Origin of the sequence: Streptomyces sp. NBC_01717 (assembly GCF_036248255.1) — a bacterium.
In the GTDB taxonomy this organism is placed as follows: domain Bacteria; phylum Actinomycetota; class Actinomycetes; order Streptomycetales; family Streptomycetaceae; genus Streptomyces.
In genome coordinates this window covers 1310966-1322798 of the sequence record NZ_CP109178.1, presented here as the reverse complement: position 1 = coordinate 1322798, position 11833 = coordinate 1310966, and the positions used below count along the sequence as shown (strand labels likewise).

The 11833-nt window shown below is 70.7% G+C and carries 13 protein-coding genes; 5 read left to right on the top strand and 8 right to left on the bottom strand.

What is annotated here, in order from left to right:
- Positions 1-43: 43 nt before the first annotated feature.
- Entirely contained in the window at positions 44-880 is an 837-nt protein-coding gene (locus tag OHB49_RS06200; RefSeq protein ID WP_329158570.1) for a TIGR02452 family protein, read from the top strand.
- Between the two features lie 250 nt (positions 881-1130).
- Here the strand turns inward: OHB49_RS06200 and OHB49_RS06195 are convergent, their stop codons facing one another.
- The 3 genes from OHB49_RS06195 to OHB49_RS06185 all read right to left on the bottom strand — a co-directional run bounded on the left by OHB49_RS06195 (position 1131) and on the right by OHB49_RS06185 (position 3731).
- Entirely contained in the window at positions 1131-1616 is a 486-nt protein-coding gene (locus tag OHB49_RS06195; RefSeq protein ID WP_052190215.1) for a type II toxin-antitoxin system PemK/MazF family toxin, read from the bottom strand.
- A gap of 206 nt (positions 1617-1822) precedes the next feature.
- Positions 1823-3352, bottom strand: a complete 1530-nt coding sequence (locus OHB49_RS06190) for a flotillin family protein (protein WP_030980391.1) — start codon at positions 3350-3352, stop codon at positions 1823-1825.
- Between the two features lie 160 nt (positions 3353-3512).
- A complete protein-coding gene (locus OHB49_RS06185; protein WP_329158568.1) occupies positions 3513-3731 on the bottom strand; it encodes a hypothetical protein in 219 nt (72 codons plus the stop codon).
- Positions 3732-3780: 49 nt separating this feature from the next.
- Between OHB49_RS06185 and OHB49_RS06180 the strand changes: the two genes are divergently transcribed.
- The 3 genes from OHB49_RS06180 to OHB49_RS06170 all read left to right on the top strand — a co-directional run bounded on the left by OHB49_RS06180 (position 3781) and on the right by OHB49_RS06170 (position 7010).
- Complete coding sequence (locus OHB49_RS06180) at positions 3781-4803, top strand: LacI family DNA-binding transcriptional regulator (protein WP_329158566.1); 1023 nt, start codon at positions 3781-3783, stop codon at positions 4801-4803.
- Positions 4804-4949: 146 nt separating this feature from the next.
- Positions 4950-5282 carry a hypothetical protein gene (locus tag OHB49_RS06175; protein ID WP_392749877.1) on the top strand — a complete coding sequence of 111 codons (333 nt, stop codon included), beginning with the start codon at positions 4950-4952 and terminating at the stop codon, positions 5280-5282.
- A 291-nt stretch (positions 5283-5573) separates the two neighbouring features.
- Positions 5574-7010, top strand: coding sequence for an aldehyde dehydrogenase family protein (locus OHB49_RS06170; protein WP_030980387.1), 1437 nt, complete (start codon positions 5574-5576; stop codon positions 7008-7010).
- 70 nt (positions 7011-7080) lie between these two features.
- On the opposite strand, the gene trxA is transcribed toward OHB49_RS06170, so the two are convergent.
- Positions 7081-7455, bottom strand: a complete 375-nt coding sequence (trxA, locus tag OHB49_RS06165) for a thioredoxin (RefSeq protein WP_030980386.1) — start codon at positions 7453-7455, stop codon at positions 7081-7083.
- Between the two features lie 115 nt (positions 7456-7570).
- Here trxA and OHB49_RS06160 point away from each other — a divergent pair, with 115 nt between their 5' ends.
- Positions 7571-9013: a dihydrolipoyl dehydrogenase family protein gene (locus tag OHB49_RS06160; RefSeq protein WP_329158563.1), complete on the top strand. Its 1443-nt coding sequence runs from the start codon at positions 7571-7573 to the stop codon at positions 9011-9013.
- 79 nt (positions 9014-9092) lie between these two features.
- Here OHB49_RS06160 and OHB49_RS06155 read toward each other — a convergent pair whose 3' ends face one another.
- From OHB49_RS06155 to OHB49_RS06140, 4 genes are all read right to left on the bottom strand, one after another.
- Positions 9093-9407 carry a hypothetical protein gene (locus OHB49_RS06155; RefSeq protein WP_329158562.1) on the bottom strand — a complete coding sequence of 105 codons (315 nt, stop codon included), beginning with the start codon at positions 9405-9407 and terminating at the stop codon, positions 9093-9095.
- A 255-nt stretch (positions 9408-9662) separates the two neighbouring features.
- On the bottom strand, positions 9663-10217 hold the full coding sequence (locus OHB49_RS06150; protein WP_329158561.1) for a hypothetical protein: 555 nt from the start codon (positions 10215-10217) through the stop codon (positions 9663-9665).
- A 162-nt stretch (positions 10218-10379) separates the two neighbouring features.
- The gene (locus tag OHB49_RS06145) at positions 10380-10889 is read right to left on the bottom strand and encodes an Asp23/Gls24 family envelope stress response protein (protein WP_329158560.1); all 510 of its coding nucleotides are present in this window, start codon (positions 10887-10889) and stop codon (positions 10380-10382) included.
- 250 nt (positions 10890-11139) lie between these two features.
- On the bottom strand, positions 11140-11736 hold the full coding sequence (locus OHB49_RS06140) for a histidine phosphatase family protein (protein WP_030980798.1): 597 nt from the start codon (positions 11734-11736) through the stop codon (positions 11140-11142).
- Positions 11737-11833: the final 97 nt, after the last annotated feature.

Below are 11833 nucleotides of genomic sequence, written 5' to 3'. Positions count from 1 at the left end.
GAGCGTCGATCATGCCCCCTATGCATCACACGGGGGAGTGCCGATGAGCGCACGGCTGCGCGCCATCGCGACAGAGACCGAGTCCATCGTCGAAGCCGGGCTCTACCGCACGCCCGAGGGGCGTGAGATCAGTATTGAGCGCACTCTGGCTGCCGCGCTCTCCGGGACCCGGCTGTACGGTCCCGACCCGGTGCCCGTCGCCGCGCTCGACACCGACCGCACCGCGGTCATCGAGGTGACCGGCGAGAGCAGCCTGCAGGCGGCGCGCCGGATGACCGGCGAAGGGCCCGGCAGGATCGCCGTCCTGAACTACGCCTCCGCCCGTAACCCCGGGGGTGGCTACCTCAACGGCGCGCAGGCCCAGGAGGAGGCCCTGTGCCGCGGTTCCGCGCTGTACGCCACCCTGCTGCGGGCCCCCGACTACTACGCCCACCACCGGGCCGAACGCAGCGCCTTCTACACCGATCGAGTGATCCACTCGCCCGGCGTGCCGGTGTTCCGTGACGACCGGGGGCAGCTGTTGGACACCCCGTACACCGTCGGCTTCCTCACCTCGCCGGCGCCCAACGCCGGAGTCATCCGCAGCCGGACGCCCGAGGACGCCCACCGCATCCCCGCGGTGCTCGCGTCCCGCGCCGAGCGGGTGCTCGAGGTCGCCGCCGTGCGCGGGTACCGCAGGCTCGTGCTCGGGGCCTGGGGCTGCGGCGTGTTCATGAACGATCCGGCGCAGGTGGCAGGCGCGTTCCGGGCGCTGCTCGCCGACGGGGGCCGGTTCGACGGCCACTTCGAGCAGATCGTCTTCGGCATCCTCGACCGCAGCCGCACAGCGGAGACCCGTAACGCGTTCGCCCGGACGTTCGGCCGTGAAGCGCAGACGTGAGCGTGACGTTGAGCCGGAGGAGTGGCGGCCGACCGTAACGGTCACGTTGAGCCGAAGGAGTGTTCACCGGCCGTGACGGCCGACGTCGGACGGTGTTGTGGGCATCTACCGTGACGGATACGTCGGGACGTCGGGGCAGGCGCCGACCGTAACGGTCAGGTCGAGCTGGAGGGATGGGCGCCGGCCGTGACGGTGCCGAGCCGGAGAGGTCGACCGCAGCCGCCACAGCCGGTGGGCCCGGCCCCGTCGGTCAGCTCCAGCCGTAGCGCTCCCGCAGCCGCCCGACGACCAGATCGAACCGGTCCCGGTCCAGCGCGCACGCCTCGCGGCGCATCCCGTCCTCGTGCACCCGCAGCACCCGGTCGAGATCGACCCAGGACGGCCGGCCCGAGCTGTCCCACGGCCCGGCGCCGAGGGCCACCCACTCACGCTCCCGGTCGTGCTGCTTGCTGGAGAGTTGCACGGCGAGCAGCGTGCCCGCCGCCTCGCGCGCCACCACGAGCACCGGGCGGTCCTTGCCCCGGCCGTCGCTCTCCTCGAACGGCACCCAGGTCCAGACGATCTCGCCGGGATCGGGATCGCCGTCACGGTCGGGGGCGTACGAGGTGCGGACCTGGCCCACATCGTGCGGGTCGGCCTCGGCGGTGGCTGTCGGACCGGAACGGCCGGGGAAGTCGGCCGAGCCGTCGGTGCTGATCATGCTGAATGTGCCGACTGAACGGTGAGGGATCGTCATCCCGACACCGTAGAACGTGTACGACCCATTCCGGGGAGCCGGGTCCGCCGGACACGCAGCGGACCGGGATGGACGACGCCGATGCGCTGCGAAGGGCACCGGGCGCGCCGTGCCGCTCGACGGGACATGGACGGGACAGCACATAGCTGTGGCCGGTACTCGCCCGTGGTTGACGGACAGGAACCGGCCACAGCGGCCACGACCGGTCAGGAAGGTGTGCCGCCCTCCTGACCACCTGTCACCGGAATGTGCTCCTTGCGCGGCGTGGGCGGGACGGCGGGCGCGACACCGTTGACCGGGGGTGCAGCCTCCGTCCCGCCGTTGCTCCGGCCGTCGCCCTGGCTCATCGTGGACAGGAGCTGGCGGGCCAGGCCCAGCCCCGTACCACCCATCGTCAGCGCCTTCGCGAACATCTCCGACATGCCGTCTGCCCCGTTCAGCAGCACCATGTGATCGACGCTGCTGAAGGCGCCTGCGCCGGCCTCGACGATCTCCGGCCACTTCTCCGCCAACTGCTGTGCGACCACGGCCTCCTGATTCTCGGCCAGGGCCGCGGCCCGTGCCTTGATCGCCTCGGCCTCGGCCAGACCCTTCGCCCGGGTCGACTCGGCCAGCGCGAGCCCCTTGGCCTGCGCCGCTGCTGCCTCCGCCTCACCGGTCGCCCGGGTCGCCGAAGCGGCGGCGGCGCCACGCGCCTTGGTCGCCTCGGCCTCGGCGATCGCCGCCGTCTTCACCCGGTTGGCCTCGGCGATGGCGGCGAGCTCCGTCTCCTTCGCATGAGCCTCGGCGGCCGAGATCCGGGCGTCGCGCTCGCCCTCCGCCAGCGTGCGCTTCTCGTAGGCCTGGGCATCGGCGGGCTTCCGTACGTCGACCTGCAGCTGCTGCTCGCGCCGCTGGGCCTCCAGCTCGGCGACCCGGGTCTCCTGGACCACGACCTCCTGCCGGGCCGCTGCGTCGGCGAGCGGACCTGCCTGCCGCGACTTGGCCGCGGCCTTGTCCCGCTCGGCCTGGTAGCCGGCCTGCAGGATCTCGCTGTCGCGGGTCGCCTCCGACATCCGGGCGGCGGCCTGCTGCTCCGCTTCGGTCGCCCGCCGGTTGGCCTCGGCCTGCGCGATCCGGGCATCCCGCTGTACGGCGGCGGCATGCGGCATGGCGAGATTCTTTATGTACCCGGTCGGGTCCTCGATCTCATGGATCTGCAGCGAATCGACGATCAGCCCGAGCTTCTCCATCTCGCTGCCGCACGCCGACCGGGTCTGACCGGTGAGCTTCTCCCGGTCCCGGATCATGTCCTCGACGGTCAACCCACCCACGATGGAACGGAGATGACCCGCGAACACGTTGTGAACCCGCTCCGCCATCATCTTCTGCTGGTCGAGGAAGCGGCGGGCCGCATTGGCGATCGACACGAAGTCGTCGCCCACCTTGAAGATGACAACACCGCGCACCCGCAGGGGAATCCCCTGATGCGTGACGCAATCGACGGACAGTTCCGTCTCGTTGAGGTCGAGAGACATCTTCCGTACCGCCTGCACACCGGGCAGGACGAGCGTGCCGTGCCCGGTGACGATACGGAACCCCATGCCCTGCCCAAGACCTTCGGTCTTGTGCTTGGAGCCCGAGATGACCAGTGCTTCGTTCGGCTCGGCCACTCGCCACATCAGTTTGAACAGGCCGATCAACACAATGATGGCGGCGAGAACCAGCCCCGCCATGACGCCGATGACCATCGGCATGCGCCCCCTTATCGCAGTGCCCCGTCGGCACTGCTGAACAGACGGAGTCTTCTCCTGCGAGCGACGGTGGAGAAGACGTGTGCAAAACCTTGCCGCATTCTTGACTGGAGCGGACCCGACGCCTGTGCGTCACACACCTCAACTGTCCTGCGCGTGCACGTCAGCTGTCGTACGCACGCGCCACATACACCGTGCGCGGGGGAAGATACTCGATCACCGACACCACCGTCCCCGGCTCCATGCGGTCCTTCGGTGAGGACGGGTACGCGAGGAAGTGCTCGGCGCCCCCGCGAATCCGTACGATCACCTCGCCGACCAACCCCGGCCCCACCGTCCCGGTCACCCGGCCGAGCAGTCCCACCATCGACGAGTCATCCATGCCCCGGAGCGTACCCACGCAGGACCGGTCTGGAAGACTGCCCGACGCCATGAGCCAGTTACCCAAGCAGCCCTCCGAAGGGCCGGTCCCGACGAGCGCCGACGTGGCGCGACTCGCAGGCGTCTCCCGGGCCACCGTGTCGTACGTACTCAACAACAACTCGACGGTGCGGATCAGCGATCCGACCCGCCGTCGGGTCAGGGAAGCAGCAGGCGAACTCGGCTACGTGCCGCACGCGGCGGCCCGGAGTCTGCGCGCCGGACACACCCGGATGGTGCTGCTTCCCACCGGCAACCATCCGGCCGGACCGCTCCACCACCAGTTCTTCCATGAGCTCGAGTCCGGCCTGCGCCGCCTCGACTACACCGTGGTCCAGCACGGCAGTCTCGGCCTGGACGCCGAGGAGGCCGCCCGTGCCTGGGCCGAGCTCCGCCCCGTCGCCGTCGTCGCACCCGGCGGGATCGCCCTCACCCCGCAGGGCATCGCCGTGCTCCGGCGTTCCGGGGCCAGGGCGGTGATCACCCTCGGCCCGCAGCCGGTCGACGGTGCCCACGCCCTGGTCATGGACGAGCGGGAGGTGGGCAGTTGCGCCACCACGCATCTTCTGGAGCGCGGCCGTCGCCGGATCGGCGTGGTCATGCCCGAGGAACGGGGCGTGGGCGTGTTCGCCGAACCCCGGCTGGCCGGAGCCCGGCGGGCCGCGGCCGGTGGCGGAGCCCGTATCGAACCGCTGCCCCTGCGGTACGAGGAGGAGTCGGCCGCCGCCCTCGCCGCGCGGTGGCGCACGCTCGGACTCGACGCCGTGTTCGCGTACAACGACGACTACGCGATGCTTCTGATGCGGGCGCTCCAGGACGCGGGCATCGACGTGCCCGGCGAGACCGCCGTGATCGGAGCCGAGGATCTGATGCTGGGCAGGCTGCTGAGGCCCCGGTTGAGCAGTGTGCGGATGGAACTGGCGACGGCGCAGCCGCTGGCCGATCTCGTCGACCGGCTGGTGCGGAACCCGGGGGGCGAGCCCGAGCGTCACGACCTGCTGAGTGCGCGGGCGATCCCCCGCGAGTCGAGCTGAGGCGGCGGGGCCCGGTCGCCGGGCTCACCGACGGCAGCACCCGGGGTGGGCTTGCCCCGCACCGCAACACGGCACCGCAACACGGCACCGCAACACGGCAGCGCGGCAACGTGCGCGCCGCACGTCGCTTGCCTAGCGTCATGACCATGAGCTATCCGCAGAGTTACGAGATCCTGCTCGTCCCCGGGTTCACCGACGCCACGACCGGACCGGCCGAAGCCACCGAACGCCCGGAAGCCACCGACGACACCGAGCACACCGACAACGCCGAGGCTCCCGACTCCGTCGCCGCCATCCGCTCGGCCGTCGTGGAGGCCACGGGCGAGACGGGGGCCTCGGGCTACCCCCGGTACGCCGGGGAGGGCATGGTGGCGGACATCGATCCGGTGACCCGGACCGTGGAGGCCCTGCTGATCGACGGCGCCGAACTGGACTACGGCCTCTCGGTCAGGGTCTCGGAGCGGAAGAACCGAGGCTGAGCCGGGATACAGGGAACTTCCTTCTAAGGATGGAGAGTTGGGGGGTGCCGTCGCTGTGTGAGGTCAGCACGGAACGTCGGGCGCAAAAGGGAGCAGCAGTTCGATCAATTCCCTTGTCGGTGGGTGCCACGTGGCTACGATGTTGCACGTTCAACCGGGCGAGGCCACGTTCGATTGCCGGACGCAGCTCGCACGGTTGCGCCGGATCGCGTCGTCCCGCGAAGCCGCGGCCGCACCCCCGCGCCCCACCGCATGGGACCACCCCTCGAACCGATCGACTGGAGAGTCTTCATGTCCCTGCTCGACCCCAAGGCCTGGCAGCCCCGCACGCTTGCGGGAGGTGAGTCGGACGTCGTCGAGCCCGCCACCGGCGAGGTGCTCGGACGAGTCACCCTCGCCGCACCCGAGGACATCGCCGCGGCCGCCCGGTCCGCGGCCGCCGCCCAGGCCGCCTGGTCCCGCACCCCGCACTTCGTCCGCGCCGCGGTCCTGCGCCGGGCCGGCGACCTGTTCGCCGCGCACGCCGACGAACTGCGCGAATGGATCGTACGGGAGTCGGGCTCGATCCCCGGCAAGGCCGACTTCGAGCTCCACGTCGCCGCCCAGGAGTGCTACGAGGCCGCCGCGCTCGCATCCCGGCCGGCCGGTGAGGTACTGCCCAGCGAGGACGAGCGTCTCTCCTACACCCGGCGCGTCCCGGTCGGCGTCGTCGGCGTGATCGCCCCGTTCAATGCGCCGCTGATCCTCTCCATCCGGTCCGTCGCCCCCGCACTCGCCCTGGGCAACGCGGTCCTCCTCAAGCCCGACCCGCGCACCGCCGTCTGCGGCGGGCTCGCGCTGGCTGCGGTCTTCGCCGAGGCCGGACTCGACGAACACCTGCTGCACATCCTGCCCGGCGGCGCCGAGGCGGGACAGGCGCTGGTCGCCGAACCGCGCGTGCCGGTCATCTCCTTCACCGGTTCCACCGCTGCGGGGCGCGCCGTCGGCGAAGCTGCCGGACGGCTCCTCAAGCGCGCCCACCTGGAGCTCGGTGGCAACTCCGCCCTTGTCGTTCTGGAGGACGCCGACCTGGAGGGCGCGGTGGCTCAGGCCAGTTGGGGCTCTTTCTTCCACCAGGGCCAGATCTGCATGACCACCGGCCGACACCTCGTACACGCCTCACTGCTCGACGAGTACGTCGAACGGCTCGTCGCCAAGGCCGACGCGCTGGCGGTCGGCGACCCGCACCGTGAGCAGGTCCACCTGGGCCCGATCATCGACCGCGGCCAGCTCGGCAAGATCCACCGGCTGGTGGAGTCGAGCACCGCGGGCGGCGCGAAGCTCGCGGCCGGTGGTACCCACCGCGACCTGTTCTACCGCCCCACCGTGCTCACCGACGTCGACGACCACACGCCTGCCTACACGGAGGAGGTCTTCGGCCCGGTGGCCCCCGTGCGGTCCTTCGAGACTCTGGACGAGGCCGCGGCGCTGGCCGCCGACAGCCCGTACGGACTCTCTCTCGGCATCGTCACCCGTGACACCGCGCTCGGCCTGGAACTCGCGGACCGGATCCCGACCGGCATCGTCCACATCAACGACCAGACGGTGAACGACGAGGCGGTCGCGCCCTTCGGCGGCATCGCCGCGTCCGGCACCGGCGCACGGTTCGGCGGCGGGGCCAACCTGGAGGCCTTCACCCAGCTGCGCTGGACGACCGTGCGCCACGAACCGGCCGGCCACCCCTTCTAGCCCCGGCTCCTGACGCCAGGAGGGCCCGGCCGATGGCCGGGCCCTCCTATCCGCTGTTCGGGTGAGCAGGCTACTGCTGCTGTTCCTTCTGCTGGGTCTCGATGGACTTGCGCACCTCGTCCATGTCCAGCTTCCGGGCCTGTCCGATGACATCCTCCAGCGCGGCCTCGGGCAGCGCCCCGGGCTGGGCGAACACCGCCACATTGTCCCGGACGATCATCAGCGTCGGAATGGACTGGATCTCGAAGGCCGCCGCCAGCTCCTGCTGCGCCTCCGTATCGACCTTGGCGAAGACCAGGTCGTCATGGCGCTCGGACGCCGCGTCGTAGACCGGCGCGAACTGCCGACACGGGCCGCACCAGGAAGCCCAGAAGTCGATCAGGATGAACTCGTTCTCGCTGACGACCTGATCGAAGTTTTCTTTGGTGAGCTCTACGGTGCTCATGCTTCTGTACCTCTTCCTGTGCCCGCTCGGACCTGTACGGGACAACGGTGGCTTCGTTTGCGCTATTCCGCCTGCCCATGTGGCCGCAGCCCACACCCACCACCAGACTGTCCCCATGACAGATGCTGATGCTGTGAAGAACGCCGTATACGACGTCGTGGTGATCGGTGCGGGGCCGGTGGGGGAGAACGTGGCGGACCGGACCCGCGCGGCCGGGCTGAGTACGGCGGTCGTCGAGGCGGAGCTGGTCGGCGGCGAATGCTCGTACTGGGCCTGTATTCCCAGCAAGGCCCTGCTGCGCCCGGTCGTCGCCCGTGCCGACGCGCGCAGGGTCCCGGGCCTCAGCGCAGCCGTGCAGGGCCCGCTGGACACGGCCGCGGTCCTTGCCCACCGTGACTGGTACGTCTCGGACTGGCACGACGACGGGCAGGTCGCCTGGCTGGAGGGCGTCGGTGCGGATCTCTACCGGGGCCAGGGCCGTCTGGCCGGTACGAAGCAGGTCTCCGTCACCAGCCCCGACGGCACCGAACAGCGGCTCACCGCGCGGCACGCCGTCGCCGTCTGCACCGGCAGCCGCGCCGTGGTTCCCGACCTGCCCGGAGTCGCCGATGCCCGCCCCTGGACCAGCCGGGAGGCGACCAGCGCGAAGGAGGTTCCGGGCCGCCTGGTGATCGTCGGCGGCGGGGTCGTCGGCGTGGAGATGGCCACCGTCTATCAGGCGCTCGGTGCCCAGGTCACGATGCTGATCCGTGGCAACGGCCTGCTGCCGAAGATGGAGCCGTTCGCCGGTGAGCTGGTCGCCGAGGCGCTGACCGAGGCCGGGGCCGACATCCGTACCGGCGTCTCGGCCACCTCCGTCAACCGCACAGCCCCGGACGGACCCGTCACCGTCGAACTGGACAACGGCGAGCCCATCGAGGCCGACGAGATCCTCTTCGCCACCGGCCGCGCCCCGCGCACCGACGACCTCGGGCTGGAGACGGTGGCCCTGAAGCCCGGGTCCTGGCTCCCGGTCGACGACAGCTGCCGGGTGGAGGGCAGCCACTGGCTCTACGCCGTCGGCGACGTCAACCACCGGGCGCTCCTCACCCATCAGGGCAAGTACCAGGCCCGTATCGCGGGTGCTGCGATCGCCGCGCGGGCCCAGGGCGCCCCGGAGGCGACCGGTCGTTGGGGTGCCCACACCGCGACCGCCGACCACGCGGCCGTCCCCCAGGTGGTCTTCACCGATCCGGAGGCCGCGTCCGTCGGTCTCACCCTCGCCGGGGCGGAGCGGGCCGGCCACCGGGTACGTGCCGTCGACTACGACCTCGGCGCGGTCTCGGGCTCCGGCCTCTACGCGAGCGGTTACCGGGGCCGTGCCCGCATGGTCGTCGACCTCGACCGGGAGATCCTGCTCGGCGTCACGTTCGTAGGGCCGGGCATCGGCGAGCTGTTGCATTCGGCGACCGTCGCGGTCGCGGGGGAGGTCCCCATCGACCGGCTCTGGCACGCGGTCCCTTCCTTCCCCACGATCAGCGAGGTCTGGCTGCGCCTGCTGGAGACGTACCGCAGCTGAGTACGGACGGTGAGCGAGGGCCGGATCCCGACGTGGCCGAGCGGCCCTGCGAGAGGCGGGGTCGCTGTGCTCTCCGCGATCAGGCGCTGAGCAGGCGGTTGAAGAACGAGCGGTAGCGCTGAAGCGCTATGCGCAGATCCTCGGTGAGGACCTCCTCGCCCCGGCCCCACTGGCTTTCGAGGCCTTCCTTGCGGGATGCGAACGACCGGGCCAGTGTCTGCATGACCTCGGCGACCAAGGCGTCGGCCGTACGGACGGCGTCCTGTGGATCGTCGACGAAGGCTGTCTGGACGGCCTGCCATTTGGACTTGAAGGCCTCGGCTTCCTCGGGACCGAGAAGCGGCTCGTTCTCCTGGCCCTCCTCCGGCGCCGAAGCGTGTGGTGTACCCGCCACGGCGTGCTCCGTGGACAGGGAGCCCTCAGCGGCGTCCACAGTGGGCGGGGGAGCGGCCGCCGCTGCCGGCGGTGTTCCACGATCTGCGTCTCGGTCGTCCCGAGGCCGGGCGAGATCCTCGGTGCTGAGTCCCTCGTCGGTCGCGCTGCTGTGGTCGCCTGCTCCACTGTGTTCGCGCTGCATGCTTGTTCACCTCGTCCGAATGGGTGTCGACGGGCTCTCGATCCGTGGCCCGCCGGTATACGCGGGGCCGGGTCAAGCGTGTTGCTGCCCCGGCCTGTCGCCGTTGGTGAGCAGGTCGTCGAAGAGTGCGCGGTAGTGCACCATCGCTCCCCGCAGTTCCTCGGTGGTCGTCTGCTGGCCACCGGCTCGTGCATTGACTGCGTGGGCGGCGCGGTAATGCTCCAGCGTGCGCCCGTGTTCGACCGACAGGTCCTTCACCTGCTGCTCGTAGCCCTCGGTCGGGTAGCCACGTTCCGTCATGAGCCGGGTCACCAGCTGGTCCGCCTCACCGACCGCCTCTTGCGGGCGGTCCACGAAATGCTCCTGCACGCTGTTCCACTCCTGCGCGTACTGCTGACGAGCGGTCGAGGGCAGCGGCTTGAGATCGAGGTCGTCGTGCCGTTGCTCGCGGTCGCGCAGATCACGCTCAGCCGCCGTGCGGCTGTCACCTGTTTCGACAGCACGCTCGTACTCCGGCCCGAAGCGCTCTCGCAGATGCCGCCGCCGAACGGCGAGCCGGACAATCACCGCGATGGCGACAAGGACCACCACCACGACGACGATGGCAACAATGATTCCTGTGGACATCTGGTCCTCCGATCGAGGTCGGCCCCATCCCCGTCATGCGCGGCTGCCTCAGTGGGCCCTGTCAGGCGGAAATCCGATGGACCTCGGGAGGCAGCCGAGGTTCAGGCCGACGACACGGCCGATGGTCACCCCCTGCGGCCAGGCGAGATCCGGTCCGGCGAATCACTGCACGACTCGCCTTTCCGGCACCTGTTCCTCCTCTTCCTCGTCGGGCAGCTTCACGTCGGTCACCGTGATGTCGACCTCTACGACCTCCAGACCGGTCATCCGCTCGATGGCGGCGATCACTTCGGTCCGGACGTCGCCCGTGAGCTCGACGATCGGGAAGCCGTATTCGACGATGAGCGACAGGTCGACCGCGGTCTGGACCTCACCGACCTCGACCTTGACACCGCCGGTGACGGACCGACCTCCCGCTCCGGGCACTCGCTCCCGCACGGTCCCCATACCGCGGGTGAATCCTCCGCCCATGCCCTGGACTCCGGGCACGCTCCGGGCCGCCAGCCCGGCGATCTTCGCCACCACGCCGTCGGCGATCGTGGTACGCCCCCGTGCCCCGGATTCCGTTCGGCGGTTCTCCCGGCGGCTTTCGCCCTGAGATCCTGCTCCGTGCGTGGACTCGGATGCCGGGCGGGTGGTCTCGGGCCGGCTCAGCTGCGTTTGATCGGTCATGGTCGGTCGCCCTTCCGAAGAGGAGGTGGGCTCGATCGCCTTGGCCATTTTACGTACGATTTGTCATCATTGCCCGGGTGGAAGGGTGTGCGGCCGGGCCCGCCGCCGCGGAGGAGGGCGGGTCGTTGTGGGGGAGTGGGGCCTCAGGTGCCCGCCCTCCGGCCGGGCAGGGGAGGCGAAGTCCGTCGTGACCCATGGTGGAGGGGGGCGTACGTGACTCCGCGATCCATCACGGAGACGGCTCCCCCGGCTACCGTCCGTGCGACGCGGTGATCTCGTCGGTTCCGGTGCTCAGGGGCCGCCCGCAACGCAGGTTCCAGCGCCCGGACCGGCCGCTGAGCTCGGACAGCGTCAGCGGGGCGACGTCCAACCGCCAGAACGCCTGCGGCGGAAGGCCCAGCGCATGCACGATCGCGGCCCGTACCGCCGCGGGTTCGACCACGGCGAGCACGCTGCCGTCGTCGGCACCCTCCCCATGCAGCGAATCCAGCCAGCCGCCTACCCGCGCGTGCAGCTCCAGCAGCGACTCACCGTCGTGCGGGGCGGCCGAGGGGTCGGACAGCCAGGTCGACACCGCCTCCGGCTCGCCCCGGCTCACCTCTGCCAGCCGCTGTCCGCGCCAACGCCCCAAGTCCCAGCCCCGAAGGGCAGGTTCGGGCTCGGACCGCAGCCCCAACGCCTCGGCGGTCCCGCTGCACCGCTCGTCCGAGCCGTGCACCCGGCGGTCTGCAGCAGGCACCGCGGCCGCGGCCGCACGCGCCCGCCGGACGCCGGACGCGTCGAGCGGGGCGTCGCCGTCGAAGCGGGCCTCGCGCAGCGCCGCGTTGAGCGCCGGTGAGATCAACATCACCCGTACCGTGAACACCCGCGTCAACTCCCTGAACTGTGGCCTCTTCAGTAAGCACACCATGGCATCCAGGGCTGTGGGGTGGGCAGATGGTGCC